Below are 22030 nucleotides of genomic sequence, written 5' to 3'. Positions count from 1 at the left end.
GGCCGGGTCGGTTTCCGTTAATTTGCTCGGGCCGGCCCGGGGGGGCGCGCTCCCACCCGGGCCGTTGCCAGCAATTGAACGGAAACGGACCAGCGAGCGCCCCGGTCAGGCGGCCGTTAGCACCAGCCCGTCCCCGTCGGGGGACCGGTCGACGCGCACGCTGCTGCCGTCGGTGACGTCGCCGGCGATCAGCAGCCGCGCCAGCGGGTCCCCGATGGCCGACTGGATCAGCCGGCGCAGCGGGCGGGCGCCGTACGCCGGGTCGTAGCCGGTCTCGGCGAGCCACTGCCGGGCGGCGTCGGTCACCGCGATCGTGATCCGCCGCGCCGCGAGCCGCTTCTCGAGCAGCCCCAGCTGCAGGTCGACGATGTGGGTGAGCTCGTCCTGGGACAGCGCGTCGAAGAGCACGATCTCGTCGAGCCGGTTGAGGAACTCCGGCTTGAAGGACGACCGCACGGTCGCCAGCACCGACTCCCGCTTCTTCTCCGGGTCCAGGGTCGGGTCGACGAGGTACGCGGAGCCGAGGTTGCTCGTCAGGACCAGCAGCGTGTTGCGGAAGTCGACCGTGCGGCCCTGGCCGTCGGTGAGCCGGCCGTCGTCGAGCACCTGCAGGAGGATGTCGAACACCTCGGGGTGGGCCTTCTCGACCTCGTCGAGGAGCACCACGCTGTAGGGGCGGCGCCGGACGGCCTCGGTGAGCTGGCCGCCCTCGTCGTACCCGACGTAGCCGGGAGGGGCGCCGACCAGGCGCGAGACGGAGTGCTTCTCGGAGTACTCACTCATGTCGATGCGCACGATCGCCCGCTCGTCGTCGAACAGGAAGTCCGCGAGCGCCTTGGCGAGCTCGGTCTTGCCGGTGCCGGTCGGGCCGAGGAACAGGAACGAGCCGGTCGGCCGGTTCGGGTCGCTGATACCGGCGCGCGAGCGGCGCACGGCGTCGCTCACGGCGGTCACGGCCTCGCGCTGCCCGATCAGCCGCTCGCCGATGACCTCCTCCATCCGCAGCAGCTTCGCGGTCTCGCCCTCGAGCATCCGGCCGGTCGGGATCCCGGTCCAGGCCTCGACGACCTCGGCGACCTGCTCGGCGCCGACCTCCTCGCCGACCAGCGGCTCGAGGTCGGAGCGCTCGGTGGCCACGGCGGCCTCGATCTTCTTCTCCAGCTCGGGGATCGACTCGTAGTTGATCTTGCTGGCCGCCTCGAGGTTGCCCTCGCGCAGCAGCCGGTCGGCCTCGATCCGCAGCTGGTCGAGGGCGCGGCGCAGCTCGCCCTCGCCCTCCAGGGTCGACTTCTCCTGCTCCCAGCGCGACTCCAGCGCGCGCAGGTCCTCCTCACGGTCGGCGAGGTCCTGGCGCAGCGCCTCGAGCCGCTCGCGCGACGCCTCGTCGCTCTCGCGCTCGAGGGCGAACTCCTCCATCTTCAGTCGCTCGACCTGGCGCCGGAGCTGGTCGATCTCCTCGGGGGAGGACTCGATCTCCATGCGGAGCCGGGACGCGGCCTCGTCGACGAGGTCGATCGCCTTGTCGGGGAGCTGGCGGCCGGTGATGTAGCGGTCGGAGAGCGTGGCGGCGGCGACCAGCGCGGCGTCGGTGATCCGGACGCCGTGGTGCGCCTCGTACTTCTCCTGGATGCCGCGCAGGATCTGGATGGTGTCCTCGACGCTCGGCTCTCCGACGAAGACCTGCTGGAACCGGCGCTCCAGCGCCGGGTCCTTCTCGATCCGCTCGCGGTACTCGTCGAGGGTGGTCGCACCGATCATGTGCAGCTCGCCGCGGGCCAGCATCGGCTTGAGCATGTTGCCGGCGTCCATCGCGGAGTCGCCGCCGGCACCCGCGCCGACGACGGTGTGCAGCTCGTCGATGAAGGTGATGATCTGGCCGCCGGCGTCCTTGATCTCCTCCAGGACGGCCTTGAGCCGCTCCTCGAACTCGCCGCGGTACTTCGCGCCGGCGACCATCGCCGCCAGGTCGAGGCTGAGCACCCGCCGACCCTTGAGGGAGTCGGGGACGTCCCCGGCGACGACGCGCTGGGCGAGCCCCTCGACCACGGCGGTCTTGCCGACGCCGGGCTCGCCGATGAGCACCGGGTTGTTCTTGGTGCGCCGGGAGAGCACCTGCACGACGCGGCGGATCTCGGCGTCGCGGCCGATGACGGGGTCGAGGCGGCCCTCCTCGGCGGCCTTCGTGAGGTCGACGGAGTACTTCTCCAGCGCCTCGTACGTCGACTCGGCGTCCTGGCTGGTGACCCGGCGGTTGCCGCGGACGGCCGTGAGGCCCTCGCGCAGGCCGGCCTCGGTCAGGCCGGCGTCGGTCAGCAGCCGCTGGGCGCCGCTCTCGGTGCCGGCGATCGCGATGAGCAGGTGCTCGGTCGCGACGTAGTCGTCCTTCATGCTCGCGGCGAGGTCCATCGCACCGGCGAGCACCCGGGTCAGCGCCGCGGACGCGCCGGGCTGCTGGACGGTGGCCCCGCTCGCGGTCGGCAGGGCGGCCAGCGCGGCCTCGGCGCGGGCGGTCAGGGCGGCGGCGTCCACGCCGGCCTTCGCGACCAGGTTGCGCGCCGTGCCGTCCTCCTGGCGCAGCAGCGCGACCAGCAGGTGGATCGGCTCGGTGTGGGTGTTGCCCCCGGTGGTCGCCGCGAGCTGGGCGGCCTCGATGGCCTCCCGGCTCCGGGTCGTGAACCTCTCGGCCCCGAACTGGCTCATGGTGCTCATTCTCCTGCGTCCGTCGTCGTCCGGCACCCGGTGTGCCCGACACCAGGAACAACGCCCCCAAAGTTGAGTCTGTTCCACTCAACTTCGGCGAATTTCCCCCGCCATGGACCGGTGGTCCGAATTGCCGCGATTTCCCCACGGTCCCGGGACTTTCGGCCCTACTGTCGGCTCCATGCTGGCCCACAGCGTGCACGTCGCGCTGGTGACGGCCGGCCTGGCCGGACTCGGGGCCCTGCTGGCGCCGACCGTCGCCCACCGCCCCCGGCCCGGAACGGTCCGGGACGCCCACGACGCCCGCGTCGGCGCGCTGCGCGCCGCCGTCGCCCGCTACGCCGCCGACGGCTCGGTCGGCGCGCTCCGCACCACCCCCGACCGGTCCACGGACCGGTCGCTCCGGCTCCAGTCGGCGGGCTCGACCGTGCTGGTGCCGCTGGCGGTCACCAGCAGCCTCGCGGCCGCGAGCGTCCACGCCGCCCTGGTGCCGGCGCACCTGCGCGAGCGGACCGTCTTCGGACTCTTCTTCGTGGTCGTCGCTGTCGCCCAGCTGGCCTGGGCCGAGCGCGGGCTGCGGCGGCCGACGCGCGGCTGGCTGGCCGCCGGGGCGGTCGGCAACCTGGCCGTGCTCGGGCTGTGGGCGGTCACGCGCACGCTCGGGCTCCCGCTCGGCCTGCTGCCGGAGCCGGAGGCCGTCGGCGCCTGGGACCTGACCTGCGCGGCCTTCGAGGTCGCGGTCGTCGGCGCGTGCCTCACCGGCCTGCGGCGCGGGATCCGACCGGCGGCACCATGGCGCGAGTGGAACCCGGCGCTGCACGCCTGGGCCGCCCTCGCCGGCACCCTGCTCGTGGTCCTGGCGCTGGGCGGGGGCCACTGACATGGTCTGGCAGGTCAGCGCCGCCGCGAACGCTGTGATCGCGGTCGCCTACTTCCTGATCACGCTGGCGATCGTCGTCCCGCTCGCCCGCAGCAACCAGCTGCGGTCGAACCCGCTGGGTGCGGCGACCGCGGCGATCTTCTTCACCTGCGCCGTGCACCACGGCTCGCACGCGGTGCACATGGTGCTGCCGTCGTTCGGCGTCGAGGACGCCCGCGGCCTGGCCTTCCGGCAGGCGTGGGACTGGCCGCTGGCGACCTGGGACGTGATCGGCGCCGTCGTGGCGGCGTACTACTGGTCGCTGCGGCGCAACTACTCCTCCCTGATGCAGGGGGCCAAGCTCTTCGACGACCTGCGCCAGCGCGAGCAGCAGGCGCTCGAGCTCAACGACAGCGTGCTGCAGGGGCTCGTGGTGGCCAAGATGGCCCTCGACCTCGACCAGCCGGACCGCGCCGAGGCCGCCCTCTCCACCGCGATCGACTCGGCGAGCCGGATCATCACCGACCTGCTCGGCAGCGAGCACCACTCGATGAAGCTGCTGCGCAGCGCGCCCGCCGGCGTCCGGACCGAGCAGCCCGAGGAGGAGCCGTGAGCCGACCGCGCGTCGTCCTCGTCGACGACACCGCCGACCTGCGCCAGCTGATGCGCATCGCGCTGCGCCGCGCCGGCTGGGAGGTGGTCGGCGAGGCGGGCGACGGCGCCGCCGGGATCGAGGTCGCGCGGGAGCAGGTGCCCGACCTGGTGGTGCTGGACCTGTCCATGCCGGTGATGGACGGGCTCGAGGCGCTGCCGCACATCCGCGCGGCCTGCCCGTCGAGCACGATCGTGGTGATGTCGGGCTTCGGCGCCACGCAGATGACCGAGCGGGCGCTGGCCCGCGGGGCCGACGGCTACCTGCAGAAGGGGACCCCGCTCTCCGAGGTGGTCGACTACCTCGGCGACGCGCTGGCCCGGCGCGGGTCGGCCGCCTCGGCGCCGTCCCCCGAGGCGGCCCCGACCGGCGCGGCGTCGGAGTCGGCGCGGACGCCGAGCGCCGAGCTCGCCGAGCTCGCGCCGGTCGCCCTGCTCGCGATCGACGACGAGGCCGAGCTGCCGGTGCGCTGGGCGAACGACGCCGCCCGCCGGCTCCTCGGGGACGGCGTCGCCCCCAGGAGCCCGCTGGGCCGCACCTCGGGGCAGCTCGCGTCGTTCGTCTCCGACCACCGCATCGACGCCGACACGACCGTCGACCTCGCCCTGGCCGACCTGGCCGGCGGCGAGCTGCGGGCCCAGGCGACGCTGCGGCGCGGGCCGTCGGCGCTGCTGCTCTACCTGGACCCGAGCGCGGCCGAGGCCGCCGCGCTGCGGCACGCGATCGCGACCACCGCGCACGAGATCCGTGGCCCGGTCGCGGTGATCCGCGGGGCCGCCGAGACCCTCGACGACGCCCTGGCCGCGGACGTCGAGACCGAGCTCGTGCTGGAGCTCGCCGGGTCGATGTCGCGGCAGGCGCGGATCCTGGACGGGCTCACCACCGACCTGCTCACCACGGCCCAGGCGCAGCACGGGACGCTGCGCATCGAGCTCACCGACGTGCACCCCGCCGACCTCGCGCGCGCCGTCATCGCCGGCCGGTACGACGCCGAGCTCGTCGTCACCGACGAGCGGATGGTCCGCGCCGACCCGCGGCGGTTCGAGCAGATGCTGAGCAACCTGCTGTCGAACGCCGGCAAGTACGGCCGCCCGCCGGTCCAGGTCCGGGTCCGGCCGGCCGGCGACCTGGTTGCGATCGAGGTGGCCGACCACGGGGACGGCGTGCCGGCGGGTTTCCGCGACCAGCTGTTCCGCGAGTTCGCCCGGGCCGAGGGCGCGCCCGCGACCGGCACCGGGCTCGGTCTGCACGTGGTCCGGACCCTGGCCGAGGCGCAGGGCGGCACCGCGTCGTACGCCCCCGGGCCCGCGGGCGGCGCCGTGTTCACCGTGGAGCTGCCGGCGGTCTGAGGGGTCTCCGAGTTCTGTCTTCGCCCGCGACCCGCCCGCGACCCGCCCTCGCCGGCTGTCAGCGGTTGCGACGCCAGACGACGACGGACTGACCGGGCTCGGGCTGGCGCAGGACCGGCAGCTTGTTGCCGGGCCCGCCGGTACGACGAGGGGCGAGCGCCTGGCGCAGCGCCTCCCGGGTCGCCTCGAGCTCGGCGACGAGCTCGTCGTTGCGGGCGGCGAGGGCGTCGACCCGGTTCTCGAGGTCGAGGATCCGCCGGACGCCCTCGATGCCGATGCCCGCGGAGGTGAGCTCGGCGATCTCGCGCAGCAGCTCGATGTCGCGCGGGGAGTAGCGGCGGCCCCCGCCGCCGGTGCGACCCGGGGTGATCAGGCCGACCCGCTCGTAGGTGCGCAGCGTCTGCGGGTGCAGCCCGCTGAGCTCGGCGGCGACGCTGATCACGAACACCCGGGCGTCGGGGCCGGGCGGCTCGAACGGCGGACGACGGCTGGGCATGGGCTCAGGCGTCCTCGAAGAGCTTCGAGCGCAGCGGCTTGCCGGCCATCGCCTCGCGGTAGGCCTCGACGGCCTCGCGCGCCTTCGGGTCGAGCACGGCCGGGATCTGCACCTGGACGGTCGCCAGCAGGTCGCCCTTGCTGCCGTCCGACTTCGGCGCCCCCTTGCCACGGACCCGGAAGGTGCGCCCGTCGGGGGTGCCGGCCGGCACCGTGAGGGTGACCGGCGCGCCGCCGAGCGTCGGCACCTTGATCTCCGCACCGAGCGCCAGCTCGTCGAAGGAGACCGGCACGTCGAGGGTGAGGTGGTCGCCCTTGCGGCCGAAGAGCCGGTGCGGCGACACCTTCACGGTGACGAACAGGTCGCCCGCCGGACCGCCGTTCTCGCCGGCCCCGCCCTTGCCGCGCAGCCGGATCCGCTGGCCGTCCTTCACGCCGGCAGGGATGCGGGCCTGGATCGAGCGCGCCGAGGTGCCGCGGCCGCTGCCGTGGCAGGTCGGGCACGCCTCGTCGTAGACGAGCTGCCGGCCGCCGCAGCGGGGGCAGGTCTCGTTGATCGAGAAGGCACCGCCTGCGGAGGCGACGACGAACCCGGCGCCCTCGCACTCGGGGCAGACCTTCGGCTTGGTGCCGGGCTTGCCGCCGGTGCCGCGACAGTCCGGGCAGGCCGCGTCGGAGGTGAGCCGGAGCGAGATCGTGACGCCGTCGATGGCGTCGGTGAAGCTGATCGTCGCGGTCGTCTCGACGTCGGCGCCCTTGACCGGCCGGTGCCGCTGCTGGCGCCGGGCACCGCCGCCGAAGCCACCACCGAACAGGTCGCCGAACATGTCGCCGAACCCACCACCGCGGCCGGCCTGGTCGCGGAGCAGGTCGTCGAGGTTGAAGCCGCCCGGGGCCCCGCCCTCGAACCCGCCGCGGAACGCGCCGGAGCCGAACAGCTCGCGCGTCTCGTCGTACTTGGCGCGCTTCTCGGGGTCGCCGATGACGTCGTAGGCCTCGGCGACCGCCTTGAACTTGTCGTGCTTGGCGGTGTCCCCGGGGTTGGAGTCGGGGTGGTTCGCCCGTGCCAGCTTGCGGTAGGCCTTCTTGATCTCGTCGGCCGTGGCGTCCTTCTTGACGCCCAGCTCGGCGTAGAAGTCCTTCTGGGCCCAGTCGGCCCGGAACCCGTCCGTGGTGCTCACGTGCGCACCCCCCTTCTCCTGGTCGTGGTCCTACCCCGTCGCACTACTCGTCGATCACTCCGCGGGTGCGGTGGCCGGGTCGACCACCAGCACCTGCGCCGCGCGGACGACCCGGTCCCCGATCCGGTAGCCGGCCTTGGCGACGACCTTGCAGGTGGTCACCGAGACCTCGGGGTCCTCGCCGATGTGGCTCAGCGCCTCGTGGACGGTGGGGTCGAACGCGTCGCCGACCGCACCGAACTTGCTCAGCCCCAGCCGCTCGACGGTCCGCTCGAGCTGGTCGGCGACGGTCTGGAACCCGGGGTCGAGCTCGCCGTGCTCGCGGGCCCGGTCGATGGTGTCGAGCACCTCGACGATCGGGGCGAGCGCGGCGTACGTCGCGTTCTCGCGGACGAGCTCGCGGTCCCGCTCGACCCGGCGCTTGTAGTTGACGAACTCGGCCTGCAGCCGCTGGAGGTCCTCGGTCAGGACGGCCACCGCGCGCTGGGTGACGGCGAGGTCGTCCTCGACCTCCTCCTCGGCTGCCTGCTCCTCGAGGAGCACGTCGCCGGTGTCCGGCTGCTCCGCGGGCGGCTCGGCGGGCCGGGGAGCAGGGACGTCCTGCTCCCCGGCCTCGTCCGGCGCCACGGGGGCGGCGGGGTCGACGACCTGCTCGTCCTGGGACGACTCGGTCACTTGGACGTGCCCTCCCCACCGTCGGTGGGCTCCTCGTCCACGATCTCGGCGTCGACGACGTCGTCGTCGGCCTCGCCGGTCGAGCCGTCCGAGCCGCCGGCGGCGGCCGCGTCGGCCTCGGCCGCGGCGTACATCGCGCACCCATCTTCTGGCTGGACTCGCCGAGCTTGCTGACGCCGGCCTGGAGCGACTCGGCCGAGGCCTCGGGGTCCTCGAGCGTGGTCTTCAGCGCGTCGACGTCGGCCTGCACCTCGGTCTTGACGTCCTCGGGCAGCTTGTCGGCGTTGTCGGCGAGGAACTTCTCGGTCGTGTAGACGAGCTGGTCGGCCTGGTTACGGGTCTCGACCGCCTCGCGACGCTTGGCGTCCTCCTCGGCGTACTGCTCGGCCTCGCGGACCATCCGGTCGATGTCGTCCTTGGACAGCGCCGAGCCGCCCGAGATCGTCATCGACTGCTCCTTGCCGGAGGCCTGGTCCTTCGCGGTCACGTGCACGATGCCGTTGGCGTCGATGTCGAAGGTGACCTCGATCTTCGGCACGCCGCGCGGGGCCGGCGGCAGGCCGGTCAGCTCGAAGTTGCCGAGCGGCTGGTTCTGCGACCACATCTGGCGCTCGCCCTGGGCCACCTTGATCTCGACCGACGGCTGGTTGTCGTCGGCGGTCGTGAAGATCTCCGAGCGCTTGGTCGGGATCGTGGTGTTCCGCTCGATGAGCGTGGTCATCACGCCGCCCTTGGTCTCGATGCCGAGGGACAGCGGGGTGACGTCGAGCAGCAGCACGTCCTTGACCTCGCCCTTGAGGACGCCGGCCTGGAGCGCGGCGCCGACGGCGACGACCTCGTCGGGGTTGACGCCCTTGTTGGGCTCCTTGCCGCCGAGGAGCTCCTTGACGAGCTCGGTGACGGCCGGCATCCGAGTCGAGCCACCGACGAGCACGACGTGGTCGATCTTGCTGACGTCGACGCCGCCGTCCTTGAGGACCGACCGGAACGGGGCCTTGGTGCGGTCGAGCAGGTCCGCGGTGAGCTTCTGGAACTCGCTGCGGGTCAGCTTCTCCTCGAAGTGCAGCGGGCCGGACTCGCCGTGGGTGATGTAGGGCAGGTGGATCGTGGTCTCGCTCGAGGACGACAGCTCGATCTTCGCCTTCTCCGCGGCCTCCTGGAGGCGCTGCTTGGCGATCTTGTCGGCACCGAGGTCGACGCCGTTGTTGTCCTTGAACTTCTTCACCATCCACTCGACGACGCGGGCGTCCCAGTCGTCACCACCGAGGTGGTTGTCACCGGAGGTCGCCTTGACCTCGACGACGCCCTCGCCGATCTCGAGGAGGGACACGTCGAACGTGCCGCCGCCGAGGTCGAAGACGAGGATGGTCTGGTCGTCGCCCTTGTCGAGCCCGTAGGCCAGGGCGGCCGCGGTCGGCTCGTTGACGATGCGGGAGACGTTGAGGCCCGCGATCTCGCCGGCCTCCTTGGTGGCCTGCCGCTGGGCGTCGGAGAAGTACGCCGGGACCGTGATCACCGCGTCGGTGACGGTCTCGCCGAGGTAGGCCTCCGCGTCGCGCTTCAGCTTCTGCAGCACGAAGGCGCTGATCTGCTGGGGCGTGAAGTCCTTGTCGTCGATCCGCTGCTTCCAGTCGGTGCCCATGTGGCGCTTGACCGAGCGGATGGTCCGGTCGACGTTGGTCACGGCCTGACGCTTGGCGACCTCGCCGACGAGCACCTCCCCGGACTTGGCGAAAGCCACGACCGACGGGGTGGTGCGGGCGCCTTCCGCGTTCGCGATGACGGTGGGCTCGCCACCCTCCAGTACGGCGACGACGCTGTTCGTCGTGCCGAGGTCGATGCCGACCGCACGTGCCATGTTCGTGTTACCTCCGGTGTCGAAGTGCTGCTGGGCCGACCCTGCTGGGCCGCCCTCGTGGCCATCGTGCCGCGCTCGGCGGCCCGATTCCAAACTAGTTGAGTCCTGTCGACTCAACTTCTATCACTCGGCACAACGCAGGCCGGCGGCGGGGTGTTCCCCGCTCAGCCCACGAACTTCCGGACCTGCTCGGTCCGGGGCAGGCCGGGCAGGTCGGCGAGCGGGACCCAGCGGGCCTCCTCGGTCGAGCCGTCGGTCTCCGCGGTCAGCTCCCCGCCCACCACGGTGCCCTCCCAGGCGGTCCACACGTGGCACAGCCACCGACCCCGGACCGTCCCGAGGCCCCCGGGCGGCACCGCCTGGGTGGCCACCCCGAGCGGCCGTCCGAGCACGACGTCGTACCCGGTCTCCTCGCGGACCTCGCGCACGGCGCCGTCCTCGGGGGTCTCGTGCAGCTCGACGCCGCCCCCGGGCAGCGTCCAGACGGGGACCTCCGGCTCGTTCCAGAGGGCGAGCAGGACGTGCTCGTCGCGGACGACGACGGCGTACGCCGCCAGGCGGGTGTCGTACTCGGTGAACTCCATCACCCGATCCTGCCCGACGGGAATGAAGACCACCCGGATCGGAGATTGGTCAGGTATGACCGTTCCCAGCATCACCCTGAACTCCGGCGCCACGATCCCGCAGCTCGGCTTCGGCGTCTTCCAGGTGCCGCCCGACCAGACCGCCGCGGTGACCGCGCAGGCGCTCGAGGTCGGGTACCGCCACATCGACACCGCGCAGATGTACCAGAACGAGGCCGGCGTCGGCGAGGCGATCCGCAGCTCCGGGCTGCCCCGCGAGGAGCTGTTCATCACGAGCAAGCTCAACAACGGCTTCCACCGGCCCGACGACGCCCGCCGCGAGTTCGACGCGACCATGGCGAGGCTCGGGCTGGACCGGATCGACCTGTTCCTCATCCACTGGCCGCTCCCGACCCGGTACGACGGCGACTACGTCTCGACGTGGAAGGTGCTCTCCGAGCTCGTCGCCGACGGGCGCGCCGCGTCCGTGGGCGTCTCGAACTTCCAGCCCGCGCACCTCGAGCGGATCATCGGGGAGACCGGCGTCGTGCCGGCCGTGAACCAGGTGGAGGTGCACCCCTACTTCGCCAACGAGGAGGTCCGGGCCGCGTCCCACGAGCACGGGATCGCGATCGAGGCGTGGTCGCCGATCGCCCAGGGCGCCGTCCTCGACGACGAGGTGCTCGGCAAGGTCGCCGCGGCGCACGGCAAGACCGTGTCGCAGGTGACGCTCCGCTGGCACGTCGAGCGCGGCGACATCGTGTTCCCGAAGACCACCCGCGTGGAGCGGATGCGCGAGAACCTCGACATCTTCGACTTCTCGCTCACCCCGGACGAGGTGGCGACCATCAGCGGCCTCGACCGCGGTGAGGCCGGTCGCCGCGGCCCGAACCCGGACACGTTCGACTACATCCCCGACTGAGCTGCCCCGGCGGGCTCCGGGCTAGGCCCGTCATCGGTGGTTGAGGTGCCAAGGCGCTCTGGCGCCTGAGCCTCGAGACCACCCTCCGGGCTAGGCGTCCAGGGCCCGGCCCCAGGTCTCCAGCAGCTCGGCGAGCCGGACCCGGTCCGGCTCGTCGAGCATCCCGACCAGGCGGTGCTCGTTGGCGATGTGTTCCTCGAACGCGCGGTCGATGAGGTCGCGGCCGGCCGGCGTCAGGGCGATCACCCGACCGCGCCGGTCGTCCTCGCTGACCCGGCGGGTGGCCCAGCCCTGCTCCACGCAGCGGTCGACCCGCTTGGTGACCGCGCCCGAGGACACCATCGTCCAGCGGACCAGCTCCCCCGGCGTCAGCTCGTAGGGCGCCCCGGCCCGGCGCAGCGTGGCGAGCACGTCGAACTCGCCTTCGCCGAGGCCGTACCGCCCGTAGACCGCGACCAGCTCCTCGGTCAGCCGCGCGGCGACCCGGTGCAGCCGGCCGATCACGCCCTGCGGTGACACGTCGAGGTCGGGCCGCTCGCGCCGCCACTGGGCCATCACCCGCCCGACGTGGTCGGGCTCCACCTGGTCCACCATGGGCTGGAATATATCTTACTGGGAAACTATTATGTCTTCCGTGGAAACTAATACCGCTCGCTGGGGCAGCACCCTCGCCCTCGCCGCCCTCGCCCCGATCGCGTGGGGCTCGGGCTACTACGTCACCGAGACCTTCCTGCCCCCGGACCGACCACTCTTCGGCGCGACGGTGCGGGCACTGCCCTTCGGCCTGCTGCTGCTAGCGGTCCGCCCGGGCCGGCCCCGGGGCGTGTGGTGGTGGCGGGCCGGGCTCCTCGGCACGCTCAACATCGGCGCCTTCTTCGCCCTGATCTTCGTGGCGGCGTACCGGCTCCCGGGCGGGACCGCGGCGACACTGACGGCGACCGCGCCGATCATGGTCATGCTCGTCGCCTGGGCGGCGCTGCGCGAACGCCCCGGCCTCGCCTCGCTGGGCGGCGCGGCCGTCGGCGCGATCGGTGTGGCGCTGCTCGTCCTGCGCGGCGGCGCCACCGTCGACCCCGTCGGGGTGGCCGCGTCGTTCGGCGCGGTCACGCTGTCGTCGGTCGGCTTCGTGCTCGTCAAGCGGTGGCAGCCACCGGTCGACCTGCTCACCTTCACGGCCTGGCAGCTGGTCGCCGGCGGCCTGGTGCTGCTCCCGGTCGCGCTCCTTGTCGAAGGACCGCCTCCGCCCGTGGACGGGCGTGCTGTCGCCGGGTTCCTCTACCTCGGGCTGGTCGGCACGGTCCTCGCGTACGTCGTGTGGTTCCGCGGGCTGCGCCGGCTCCCGGCGGCCGCCGTCTCCCTGGTGGGGCTGCTGAACCCGGTCGCCGGCACCGTCGTGGGAGTCGCGCTCGCCGGGGAGGCGTTCGGCGCCCCCCAGGCGCTGGGCCTGGTCCTGGTGCTCGGCGGCATCCTCGCCGGACAGCCGGCCGTCGGCGCGCGGGTGCGGCTCGCGCTGGCGGGCGCCCGGCCCGCCGCGGGCCTGCGGGTCGGCGCACCTGGCGCGCCGGACGGTGCCCTGCCTGAGCAAGACGTGCCGACTCGGCACCCGGCAACGGTCAGCCGATGGTGACGCGGACCTCGTTGGACTGCAGCTGCGTGTCGGAGTCGACGACGCGGAACCGGTTGGCGCCCGGCTGGCTGGTCTGCACCGGGATCTGGAAGGTCTCCCCGCTGACGGAGCCCGTGGCGGGGAAGTCCTGCCAGCCGCCGTCCTGGAACCGCTGGACGGTGAGGATCGCGCCCTCGCCGCCGGGGTAGACGCCGGTCAGGTTGAACTGCTCCATCGCGCCGGCCGACGTCGTCGACGCCGACAGCGAGATCTGCTTGCGCGGCGACGCGCTCTTCGACGGCTTGTCCGACGACCCGTCCTGCGGCCGCCCGGACGGGCTGTGCCCCGGGGCCAGGGTGATCTGCGGACCGGTCTCGGTCGGCGTCGGCTGCAGCGGCGGCACGTACATCGTGCGGTCGCTGCTGGAGCTGACGCTGTCCGATCCGCCGTCGAGCCCGAGCACCTTGGTGCCGGCCAGCACCACCAGGCCGAGGATCAGGCCCACCACCACGGCGACCCCGACCAGGGCGCCGAGACCGGCCGCGACGGGGTGCTCCCCGCGGGGCCCCTCGGGCAGCTGCTCGGACATGGCTCCATTGTCGGGGTCCGCGCCACCGGGACCAAACACGGTCCCACGGGCTAGCCGGCCCGGGGCTCCAGCACGACGACGGGGATCTCCCGGTCGGTCCACCGGCGGTAGTTCACGAAGTCGGCGTAGACCGCGTCCAGCCGGGGCCAGAGGGCCGCGGCCTCCTCGGCGGTGGCGGTGCGGGCCCGCACCCGGCGTACCTCGGCACCGACCTGGACGGTCGTGTCCGGCGCCGCGCGGAGGTTGCGGTACCACTGCGGGTCGCGGTCCATCCCGCCCTGCGAGGCGACCACGACCAGGCGCGGGTCGTCGCGCAGGTAGAGCAGCGGGGTCGTGTACGCCGTCCCGGACCGCCGACCGACGTGGTCGAGCAGCAGCACCGGGACCGGGTGGAGCAGCGCCGAGCCGTGGCGCCACCGGCCGCCGACCCGACCCCCGGTGCGCCGGTAGGCCCAGACGTGCGCCCGGGCGATCCGGCCCATCGCCCTGCGGTAGACCGGGTGGTTGAGGCCGGTCGGCCGACGCTTCCGCCGGGGGACGCCGCTCATCGCGGCTCGAGGACGACGACCGGGATCTCCCGGTCGGTCCAGCGCGCGTACTTCGCGAAGTCGGCGTAGAGCTCGACCAGCCGCGGCCACAGCTCGGCGCGCTCGTCCGGCCCGGCCGTTCGGGCGCGCACCCGGCGTACTCCCTGTCGGGGCACGTGGACGGTGGTGTCGGGGTGGGCCACCAGGTTGGCGTACCACTGCGGGTTCCTCGGCAGGCCGCCCTGCGAGGCGACGACCACCAGGTCGGGCCCGTCCTCGAGGAAGAGCAGCGGCGTCGTGAAGGTCCGGCCCGACTTCCGTCCGACGTGGTCGAGCAGCAGCGTCGGCACCGGCTTGCGGAACCCCGCGCCGATCCGCCACCTCGACCCGACGCGGCCGTTCGTGAGCCGGAACAGCCGCACCTGCGCGCGCGACATGTACTTGATGACCTTCGCGGTCACCGGGGAGTCGAGGCCGTCGGGCCGCTCCTCGGGCAGGCCGAGCCTCATGCGTCAGGTGCCTGCACTAGATGCCCCGCTTCCAGACGATCTCCTCGTGCAGCCTCCGGCTGCGCCAGCCGGCGGGCGTCCGGACGAACGTGTGGTGGTAGAGCCCGCCGAACTCGACGACCTTGGTCCCGCCGTTCCCGTCGTCCATAGGCATCGGGTTGTGGAAGTACGCCGTGCAGGTGGCCTCGTCGCCGGCGAGGGCGATGTCGACCTGGGCCAGCGAGTGCATCCGCTTCGGGAAGAACGCGGGCAGCACCTCGGCCAGCCACGCCTTGACCGCGGGGTAGGTGTCGGCGATCCCGCCGGACTCGGTGTAGTCGATCTCGGCGTCCGGGGTGAAGACCGTGTCGAGCTGGTCCCACGTGCCGCTGTCGATGGCCCGCGTGTAGCGGACGACCGCCCCTTCGATCTCGAGCCGGTCGCTGATCTCCTGGAGGTCCACGGGAGCACTCTGGCACGGAATTGGAACACGTTCTACTCTGGCCCCATGCGATTCAGCTACGCCGAGGCGATGACGCAGGCGACGTACTACGCACCGCTGGCGCAGGCTGCGGAGGCCGCCGGGTACACGAGCATGACGGTGGCCGACAGCCTCATCTACCCGAAGGACTCCGACTCGAAGTACCCCTACACCGACACCGGGGACCGCGAGTTCCTCGAGGGCAAGGAGTTCATCGAGACGATGATCCTGTGCGCGCACCTGTTCGCGCACACCTCGACGCTGCGGCTGACGCCGTTCGTCCTCAAGCTCCCGATCCGCCCGCCAGTGCTCGTCGCCAAGCAGGCGTCCTCGCTGGCGTTCCTGTCGGGCGGTCGGCTCGGCCTGGGCATCGGCCTCTCGCCGTGGCCCGAGGACTTCGACGCCCTCGGGGTCCCCTGGGAGCGGCGCGGCAAGCGGATGGACGAGTGCATGGACATCCTGCGCGGGCTGACGACCGGCGAGTTCTTCGAGTACCACGGCGAGTTCTACGACGTCGAGGCGCTCAAGCAGTGCCCGGCCGCGCCGGCGCCGGTCCCGCTGCTGGTGGGCGGGCACGCGGACGCGGCCCTGCGCCGGGCGGTCCGCAAGGGCGACGGCTGGATGCACGCCGGGGGCGACGGCGAGGAGCTGGACCGGCTGCTCACCCGGCTGGCCGAGATCCGGGCCGAGGAGGGCGACACCCGCGACGACTTCGAGGTCCACGTGATCTCCTACGACGCCTACACCCTCGACGGCATCAAGCGACTGGAGGACAAGGGCGTGACCGACTGCATCGTCGGGTTCCGGGTGCCCTACATCAAGGGCCCCGACACCGAGCCGCTCGAGAAGAAGATCGAGCACCTCGAGCGGTACGCCGAGCAGATCATCGCGAAGCAGTGAGCTCGGACCTGACGCGTCCCCTGCAGGACGCGATCGCCGAGGCCGAGAGGCTGATCGAGGGGGCGCCGTTCATCCGCACCGAGCAGGACCTGCTCGAGGGCTACGACTACCTCGCCGGGCGGATCCGGATGGCGATGCAGATGGCCTTCGACCACGACCTCGAGCGGCCGCTGTTCATCAACCCCACCCACCAGTTCTCCCGGCAGGGCCTGGACAACCCGGACGCGATCTACTTCAACGCCTACCTCCAGGAGGGCGTCGAGTACGTCGTCCGCGGCGTGCGCGGCACGACGGCCGACCTGTCCTTCCAGGTGATGGGCGGGGCGTACACGGCCGACTCGGCCGCCACCTCGATGCTGGCCTTCGACGACCGCGAGCTGGAGATCGCCGAGGACGGGTCGTTCGAGTTCACCTACGTGGCCGAGCCGGGCGCGAAGACGATGATCGTGCGCGAGGTCTACAACGACTGGGACACCGAGGAGCGCGGCCGGCTCTGGATCGAGCGCACCGACACCCTCGGCCGGCCCGCGGCCCCGCTCACCCGGGCCCGGCTCGCCCAGAGGTACGAGGTCGCGGCCAAGCTGCTGACCGGCTCGATCCAGACCTGGTTCGCCTTCCCCCAGTTCTTCGAGCGCAAGGAGCCGGCCAACCGCCCCACGCCGCCGCAGTCCACGCCCGGCGGCCTCTCGTCGCAGCGGTCCTCGATCGGGCACTACGAGCTCGCCGACGACGAGGCGTTGATCGTGACCGTGCCCGAGTGTGCCGACTGCGCCTACCAGGCGATCCAGATCGGCTCGGACTGGTACGTCTCCACCGACTACGAGACCCACCAGACCTCGCTCACGAAGGCGCAGGCGGTCACCGACCCGGACGGCATGATGCGGTTCGTGATCTCGGAGCAGAGCCCCGCCGGGCCCGGGGGCGCCATCGCCAACTGGCTCGAGTGCCTCGGTCACCGCACCGGGTCGCTCATGCTGCGCTGGCAGCGGATCGAGCGCGACCTCGGCCCCGAGGACGGACCCGTCGTCGAGAAGGTCGCGATCGCCGACGTACCGGACCGGCTGCCGTACTACTCCCCGATCACCACCGAGGAGTACGCCGCCCGGATCGCCGCCCGGCAGCGCTCGGTCGCCCGGCGGATGCTGAGCTGAGGACGCGTCGTTCGCGAGAACCCTCGACCCAATACTGAAACACGTTCTAGTCTGTGCGGGTGACGAACGACCTCGGCTACGCGCAGGCCCACGACACCTCGATCGAGGAGCGCTACGACCCCGTCCCCCTGCTCGCGGGCAAGGTGATCGTCCTCTCCGGTGTCGGGCCCGGCCTCGGGCGGGCGCTCGGCGAGGAGGCCGCCAAGCTGGGCGCCGACCTGGTGCTGGCCAGCCGCACCGAGTCCCGCCTCGAGAAGATGGCGGCGGCCGTCGAGGCGCACGGCCGGCGAGCGGTCGTCGTCCCGACCGACATCACCGACGAGGCGTCGCGGGCGGCGCTGGTCGAGCGGTCGCTCGAGGCCTTCGGCCGGGTCGACTGCCTGATCAACAACGCCTTCGCGATCCCGCCGATGGACCCGATCACCCAGATCAGCCCCGAGGCGCTCGCCAAGGCCAACGAGACCAACGTCTTCGCCCCGCTGCGGCTCTCGGCGCTCTTCGCCGACGCGCTCTCGGCATCGAAGGGGTCGATCATCATGCTCAACTCCTGCGTCGTGTTCTCCTCCCAGCCCGAGTACGCCGGCTACAAGCTGTCGAAGGGGGCGCTCGAGCACCTCGCGTCGTCGCTGGCCACCGAGCTCGGGCCGCGCGGGATCCGGGTCAACAGCGTGGCGCCGTCGTACATCTACGAGGACGTCAACCGGGCCTACTTCGACTTCCTCGCCGCGGTCGAGGGCGGCACGCACGAGGACGTGTACGCCGCCAAGGCCGCGCCCACCGACCTGAAGCGGCTGGCCTCGCCGCAGGAGGTGGCGCGGGCCGCGCTGTTCCTGGCCTCCGACCTCGCGTCGGCGGTGACCGGGCAGATGCTGACCGTCGACTGCGGGGAGTTCCACGACTGACATGGCCGGCCGATGAGCGACAACGTGATGACCCGGGAGCGGGCGGACGTCGGCAGCTACGAGAACATCGTCGCTGCCGCCGTCCGCACCACCGGCCTGTCCGACTTCGGGGACGGCGTGCACGAGGAGGGGTTGCGGGTCCTCACCGAGGACCTCGCGTCACCGGAGGCCGGGCTCACCCCGCGCGGCAACTACTTCCAGCGCTCCGAGGTGAAGTCGGCGCTGGTCGGGGTGCTGCTCACCCAGGCCCAGTTCGCCGCCCACCCCGAGCACCGCGAGGTCCGCATCGAGCGGCCGATCTTCGTGATGGGCCTGCCGCGCACCGGCACCACGGCGCTGCACCGGCTCCTGCACGCGGACCCGATGGCGCAGGGGCTGGAGATGTGGCTGACGCAGTACCCGCAGCCGCGGCCGCCGCGCGACACCTGGGAGTCGGACCCGATCTTCACCGCGATGCAGCAGGCGTTCTCGGCGCACCACGTGGAGAGCCCCGAGTTCATGGGCATCCACTACATGGACGCGACGACGGTCGAGGAGTGCTGGCGGCTGCTGCGGCAGACCGGCAAGTCCAACTCCTACGAGTCGCTGGCCAACCTCCCGCGCTACAGCGCCTGGCTCCAGCAGCAGGACTGGACCGACGCGTACGCCCGCCACAAGGAGAACCTCCAGCTGGTCGGCCTCAACGACCAGGAGAAGCGCTGGGTCCTCAAGAACCCGTCGCACATGACGGCGCTCGACGCGCTGATGGCCGTCTACCCCGACGCCCTGATCGTCTACACGCACCGCGACCCGGTCACCTGCATCGCCTCGTCGTGCTCGCTGTCCGCGGAGACCACCGCCGGCCACAGCTCGACGTACGTCGGCGGCGTCATCGGCCACACCCAGCTCGACCTGTGGTCGCGGGCCTTCCACGCGTTCCACGACGCACGCCCGAAGTACCACCAGGACCAGTTCGTCGACGTCGCCTTCCAGGACCTGGTGTCCGACCCGCTCGGCGTGACCCGGCGCGTCTACGACCGGTTCGGCCTCGACTGGACGCCCGAGGTGCAGGCGGCGATCGAGGAGATCGACCAGGAGTCCAAGCAGGGCAAGGCGAAGCCGTCGCACCGCTACACGCTCAAGGACTACGGCCTCACCGAGGAGCGGGTGCGGGCCGCCTTCGACCGATGATCTGGGGTAGTCCCTGACGTTCTTGCCCCGACCGGGGCCCGGGAAGGGCCAGAAGGTCAGGGACTACCGCAACGAGGAGACAGCATGAAGAAGCGCGTGGTCGTGTGGGGCACCGGCGTGGTCGGGTCGATGGTGATCGCCGAGATCGTCGACCACCCGGTGTTCGAGCTGGTCGGGGTCGGGGTGTCCACCCCGGAGAAGGTGGGCGTGGACGCCGGGACGATCTGCGGCATCGCACCCACCGGCGTCCTGGCCACCGACTCGGTCGAGGAGCTCGTTGCGCTGCGGCCAGACGCCCTCGTGCACTACGGCCCCACGGCGGCGTACGCGGACGACAACATCCGGGTGATGTCGGCGTTCCTGCGCGCCGGCATCGACGTCTGCTCGACCGCGATGACGCCGTGGGTCTGGCCGACGATGGAGCAGATCCCCGCCGCCTGGGTCGACCCGGTCGCGCAGGCGTGCGAGGAGGGCGGCGCGTCCTGCTTCACGACCGGCATCGACCCGGGCTTCGCCAACGACCTCTTCCCGATGACGCTGATGGGCCTGTGCGGCCGGGTCGACTCGGTGCGCGCGTCCGAGCTCCTCGACTACACCGACTACGAGGGCGACTACGAGGACGAGATGGGCATCGGCCGCCCGCCCGAGTTCACCCCGCTGCTGGAGATCCCCGAGCTGCTGGTCATGGCGTGGGGGGCGACCGTCCCGATGATCGCGCACGCCGCCGGCATCGAGCTCGACGAGATCACGACCACCTGGGAGAAGTGGGTCACCCCGACCGACCGGACCACCGCGAAGGGCGTGATCGCGGCCGGCAACGTCGCGGCGATCCGCTTCACGATCAACGGCGTGCTCGACGGTCGCGAGGTGATCTCGCTCGAGCACGTCAACCGGATCGGCCTCGACGCGGCCCCGCAGTGGCCCGCCGGCTCGGCCGACGACGTCTACCGCGTCGACATCACCGGCTCGCCCTCGATCAGCCAGGAGACCGCGTTCCGCTTCACCGACGGCTCCGGGCGCGCCCCCGCCGTCGCCGGCTGCCTGGCCACCGGCATGCGGGCGCTGAACGCGGTGCCCTACGTCAACGAGCTGCCGCCGGGCTGGGTGACCGCGCTCGACCTCCCGCTCGTCCCCGGGGTCGGCACGATCCGGTGATCAGGCCAGAGCCGCGCGGTGGTCCCGCGGGCTCACGCCGTACTGCCGCTTGAACGCGGCGCTCAGGGCGAACGGCGTCGAGTAGCCGACCCGGCGGGCGACGGTCGCCAGCGTGGCGCCGGGCTCGCGCAGCAGGTCGGCGGCCAGCGCGAGCCGCCACCCGGTGAGGAACGCCATCGGCGGCTCACCGACGACGTCGGTGAAGCGGCGGGCGAACGCTGCCCGGGACACGCCACCGGCCGCGGCGAGCTCGGCGACCGTCCAGGGGTGGTCGGGGTGGTGCTGCAGCAGCCGGAGCGGCGGGCCGACGACCGGGTCGGACTGGCCGAGGTACCACGCGGGGGGTTCGCTGCCCGGGCGGGCGAACCAGGCCCGCAGCACCGCGATGAGCAGCAGGTCGAGGAGCCGGTCGAGGACGGCGTCCTGGCCGGGGGCGTCCTTGGTGATCTCGTCCGCGAGCAGCGGCACGAGCGGCGAGCCGAGCTCGTCGGCGGTGAGCAGGACGAACCGTGGCAGCGCCTGCAGCAGCCGGCGGCCGACCTCGCCCTCGAGCCCGTAGGCGCCGGTGAGGAGGACGGTCCGCCCGGTCGCGCTGTTGCCCCAGCTGCGGACGCCCTGGTGCATCTCCTCCACCAGCGGGCGGCCGTCGGGGGTGGTGCAGTGCTGGCCGGGGTGGATGACGGCGTCCACCGGGCTCTCCGGGGAGTCGGCGATCGTCCAGTGGTCGGGCCCGACGGCCACCAGGACGTCCCCGGGCCCCGCGGCGACGGGCTCCCCCTCGTCCGGCACCGCCCACATCCCGCCGCGGACCACGGCGGTCACCGACAGCGGCACCTCGTCCTCGAGGCGCACCGACCAGGGCGGGTCCAGCTGGCAGCGCAGGAGGAACGCGCCGCGCGCCCGCGGGCCGTCGAGCAGCCCGGTGAGACCGTCCATCCGAGGAGGGTAGGCGTGGACGATCGCGTATGGAAGTGCGCCGATCGACCATGGAGAGTCTCACCGACCTGAGGTCTGCTGGGACCCATGGACATCCTCGAGAGCCTCCGCACCCCGGTCCTCCTGGCCGCGACGCTGGCCGCCGGGCTGCAGGCCGGCACCTACTACGCCTGGTCGTCCGGGGTGATGCCCGGCCTGGCCGGCACCGACGACCGCACCTTCGTGTCGACGATGACGCACGTGAACACCGCGATCGTGAACCCCGCGTTCATGCTGACGTTCCTCGGCGCCCCGGCCCTGGCGGCCGCAGCCGTGGCGGTGAGCCCGCCGGGCGCGCGGGCCTGGGCCGTCGGCGGTCTCGTCTGCGCGCTGGCGACCGTCGCGGTCACCGCCGCGGCCAACGTCCCGCTCAACGACGCCCTCGCCGCCGGGGGCTCGCGCGCCGACTTCGAGTCCGCCTGGGTCCGCTGGAACCTGGTACGCACCGCCACCTCGACAGCAGCGCTGGCCTGCCTCGGCTGGGCCGCGCTCCGCGCCTGAGCGCCGACCGTCGGGTCAGGCGCCCGAGCCGTCCGCCGGCAGCGGTACGTCGGCACTCCACCGCTCCCGGCGCTCCTGGTCGGACTGCTCCCACCACGGCGTACCCCGCTCGCCGAGCGCGACCTTCGCCGCCTGCACGCCGGCCCGGGCCACCTGCTCGTCGGGACCGCCGCGGGTGCGCCGCACCTCGCGCCGCCACGCCATCAGCGCCCGCGTCAGCTCACCGCGGCGCTCCTCCGGGATCGCCGGGTCAGTGGCCCGCCAGCGGCGCCCGTCGACCACGACGTAGCGCCCGTCCGGCGTCGTCTCGGGAGGTCCGGCCACCGTCCGA

The 22030-nt window shown here is 72.6% G+C and carries 23 protein-coding genes and 1 pseudogene; 11 read left to right on the top strand and 13 right to left on the bottom strand.

What is annotated here, in order from left to right; all coding sequences use genetic code 11:
- Positions 1-105: 105 nt before the first annotated feature.
- Positions 106-2700 carry an ATP-dependent chaperone ClpB gene (clpB, locus tag ACILQ5_RS17200; RefSeq protein WP_395659253.1) on the bottom strand — a complete coding sequence of 865 codons (2595 nt, stop codon included), beginning with the start codon at positions 2698-2700 and terminating at the stop codon, positions 106-108.
- Positions 2701-2881: 181 nt separating this feature from the next.
- Between clpB and ACILQ5_RS17195 the strand changes: the two genes are divergently transcribed.
- Genes ACILQ5_RS17195 through ACILQ5_RS17185 form a run of 3 tightly spaced genes read left to right on the top strand, consistent with a single transcriptional unit; the run spans position 2882 to position 5560 of the window.
- Positions 2882-3580 (top strand): hypothetical protein, encoded by a 699-nt coding sequence (locus ACILQ5_RS17195; protein WP_395659252.1) that lies wholly within the window; start codon positions 2882-2884, stop codon positions 3578-3580.
- Between the two features lies 1 nt (position 3581).
- Positions 3582-4172: a hypothetical protein gene (locus tag ACILQ5_RS17190; RefSeq protein WP_395659251.1), complete on the top strand. Its 591-nt coding sequence runs from the start codon at positions 3582-3584 to the stop codon at positions 4170-4172.
- The gene (locus tag ACILQ5_RS17185; RefSeq protein WP_395659250.1) at positions 4169-5560 is read left to right on the top strand and encodes a response regulator; all 1392 of its coding nucleotides are present in this window, start codon (positions 4169-4171) and stop codon (positions 5558-5560) included. The genes ACILQ5_RS17190 and ACILQ5_RS17185 overlap by 4 nt, the downstream gene beginning before the upstream one ends.
- 58 nt (positions 5561-5618) lie before the next feature.
- Here the strand turns inward: ACILQ5_RS17185 and ACILQ5_RS17180 are convergent, their stop codons facing one another.
- The 5 genes and pseudogenes from ACILQ5_RS17180 to ACILQ5_RS17160 all read right to left on the bottom strand — a co-directional run bounded on the left by ACILQ5_RS17180 (position 5619) and on the right by ACILQ5_RS17160 (position 10353).
- Positions 5619-6056, bottom strand: coding sequence for a heat shock protein transcriptional repressor HspR (locus tag ACILQ5_RS17180; RefSeq protein ID WP_395659249.1), 438 nt, complete (start codon positions 6054-6056; stop codon positions 5619-5621).
- Positions 6057-6060: 4 nt separating this feature from the next.
- A complete protein-coding gene (gene dnaJ / locus ACILQ5_RS17175) occupies positions 6061-7236 on the bottom strand; it encodes a molecular chaperone DnaJ (protein ID WP_395659248.1) in 1176 nt (391 codons plus the stop codon).
- A 54-nt stretch (positions 7237-7290) separates the two neighbouring features.
- Positions 7291-7911 (bottom strand): nucleotide exchange factor GrpE, encoded by a 621-nt coding sequence (gene grpE, locus ACILQ5_RS17170; protein WP_395659247.1) that lies wholly within the window; start codon positions 7909-7911, stop codon positions 7291-7293.
- Positions 7908-9769, bottom strand: a pseudogene (gene dnaK, locus ACILQ5_RS17165) (molecular chaperone DnaK). The gene grpE and the pseudogene dnaK overlap by 4 nt, the downstream one beginning before the upstream one ends.
- A 164-nt stretch (positions 9770-9933) precedes the next feature.
- The gene (locus tag ACILQ5_RS17160) at positions 9934-10353 is read right to left on the bottom strand and encodes an NUDIX hydrolase (RefSeq protein WP_395659246.1); all 420 of its coding nucleotides are present in this window, start codon (positions 10351-10353) and stop codon (positions 9934-9936) included.
- 55 nt (positions 10354-10408) lie between these two features.
- Here ACILQ5_RS17160 and ACILQ5_RS17155 point away from each other — a divergent pair, with 55 nt between their 5' ends.
- On the top strand, positions 10409-11254 hold the full coding sequence (locus tag ACILQ5_RS17155; protein ID WP_395659245.1) for an aldo/keto reductase: 846 nt from the start codon (positions 10409-10411) through the stop codon (positions 11252-11254).
- 90 nt (positions 11255-11344) lie between these two features.
- Here the strand turns inward: ACILQ5_RS17155 and ACILQ5_RS17150 are convergent, their stop codons facing one another.
- Positions 11345-11848: a MarR family winged helix-turn-helix transcriptional regulator gene (locus ACILQ5_RS17150; RefSeq protein WP_395659244.1), complete on the bottom strand. Its 504-nt coding sequence runs from the start codon at positions 11846-11848 to the stop codon at positions 11345-11347.
- Between the two features lie 31 nt (positions 11849-11879).
- Here ACILQ5_RS17150 and ACILQ5_RS17145 point away from each other — a divergent pair, with 31 nt between their 5' ends.
- Complete coding sequence (locus ACILQ5_RS17145; RefSeq protein WP_395659243.1) at positions 11880-12881, top strand: EamA family transporter; 1002 nt, start codon at positions 11880-11882, stop codon at positions 12879-12881.
- Here ACILQ5_RS17145 and ACILQ5_RS17140 read toward each other — a convergent pair.
- From ACILQ5_RS17140 to ACILQ5_RS17125, 4 genes are read right to left on the bottom strand one after another with little or no spacing between them, the layout of a single operon-like run.
- Positions 12868-13449, bottom strand: coding sequence for a hypothetical protein (locus ACILQ5_RS17140; RefSeq protein WP_395659242.1), 582 nt, complete (start codon positions 13447-13449; stop codon positions 12868-12870). The two genes, ACILQ5_RS17145 and ACILQ5_RS17140, sit on opposite strands and share 14 nt — an antisense overlap.
- Before the next feature lie 50 nt (positions 13450-13499).
- Positions 13500-13997: a nitroreductase/quinone reductase family protein gene (locus tag ACILQ5_RS17135; protein ID WP_395659241.1), complete on the bottom strand. Its 498-nt coding sequence runs from the start codon at positions 13995-13997 to the stop codon at positions 13500-13502.
- Entirely contained in the window at positions 13994-14485 is a 492-nt protein-coding gene (locus ACILQ5_RS17130) for a nitroreductase/quinone reductase family protein (protein WP_395659240.1), read from the bottom strand. The genes ACILQ5_RS17135 and ACILQ5_RS17130 overlap by 4 nt, the downstream gene beginning before the upstream one ends.
- A gap of 16 nt (positions 14486-14501) precedes the next feature.
- Positions 14502-14927 carry a nuclear transport factor 2 family protein gene (locus tag ACILQ5_RS17125; protein ID WP_395659239.1) on the bottom strand — a complete coding sequence of 142 codons (426 nt, stop codon included), beginning with the start codon at positions 14925-14927 and terminating at the stop codon, positions 14502-14504.
- 45 nt (positions 14928-14972) lie between these two features.
- Between ACILQ5_RS17125 and ACILQ5_RS17120 the strand changes: the two genes are divergently transcribed.
- From ACILQ5_RS17120 to ACILQ5_RS17100, 5 genes are all read left to right on the top strand, one after another.
- The gene (locus ACILQ5_RS17120; RefSeq protein WP_395659238.1) at positions 14973-15845 is read left to right on the top strand and encodes a TIGR03619 family F420-dependent LLM class oxidoreductase; all 873 of its coding nucleotides are present in this window, start codon (positions 14973-14975) and stop codon (positions 15843-15845) included.
- Complete coding sequence (locus tag ACILQ5_RS17115) at positions 15842-16996, top strand: hypothetical protein (protein WP_395659237.1); 1155 nt, start codon at positions 15842-15844, stop codon at positions 16994-16996. Before ACILQ5_RS17120 ends, ACILQ5_RS17115 begins: the two co-directional genes overlap by 4 nt.
- A 59-nt stretch (positions 16997-17055) precedes the next feature.
- Positions 17056-17898 (top strand): SDR family oxidoreductase, encoded by an 843-nt coding sequence (locus ACILQ5_RS17110; protein WP_395659236.1) that lies wholly within the window; start codon positions 17056-17058, stop codon positions 17896-17898.
- A gap of 12 nt (positions 17899-17910) precedes the next feature.
- Positions 17911-19068 carry a sulfotransferase family protein gene (locus tag ACILQ5_RS17105; protein ID WP_395659235.1) on the top strand — a complete coding sequence of 386 codons (1158 nt, stop codon included), beginning with the start codon at positions 17911-17913 and terminating at the stop codon, positions 19066-19068.
- Between the two features lie 84 nt (positions 19069-19152).
- Positions 19153-20223: a diacylglycerol kinase gene (locus tag ACILQ5_RS17100; protein WP_395659234.1), complete on the top strand. Its 1071-nt coding sequence runs from the start codon at positions 19153-19155 to the stop codon at positions 20221-20223.
- Here ACILQ5_RS17100 and ACILQ5_RS17095 read toward each other — a convergent pair whose 3' ends face one another.
- Positions 20224-21159: an AraC family transcriptional regulator gene (locus ACILQ5_RS17095; RefSeq protein ID WP_395659233.1), complete on the bottom strand. Its 936-nt coding sequence runs from the start codon at positions 21157-21159 to the stop codon at positions 20224-20226.
- 87 nt (positions 21160-21246) lie between these two features.
- On the opposite strand from ACILQ5_RS17095, the gene ACILQ5_RS17090 reads away from it, so the two are divergent.
- Entirely contained in the window at positions 21247-21699 is a 453-nt protein-coding gene (locus ACILQ5_RS17090; RefSeq protein ID WP_395659232.1) for a DUF1772 domain-containing protein, read from the top strand.
- A gap of 15 nt (positions 21700-21714) precedes the next feature.
- Here the strand turns inward: ACILQ5_RS17090 and ACILQ5_RS17085 are convergent, their stop codons facing one another.
- On the bottom strand, positions 21715-22023 hold the full coding sequence (locus ACILQ5_RS17085) for a hypothetical protein (protein ID WP_395659231.1): 309 nt from the start codon (positions 22021-22023) through the stop codon (positions 21715-21717).
- Between the last annotated feature and the right edge of the window lie 7 nt (positions 22024-22030).

The organism is Nocardioides sp. (assembly GCF_044226305.1).
GTDB lineage: Bacteria > Actinomycetota > Actinomycetes > Propionibacteriales > Nocardioidaceae > Nocardioides.
Note: the sequence above shows the minus strand (reverse complement) of the source record. Positions and strands in the feature narration are given on the sequence as shown.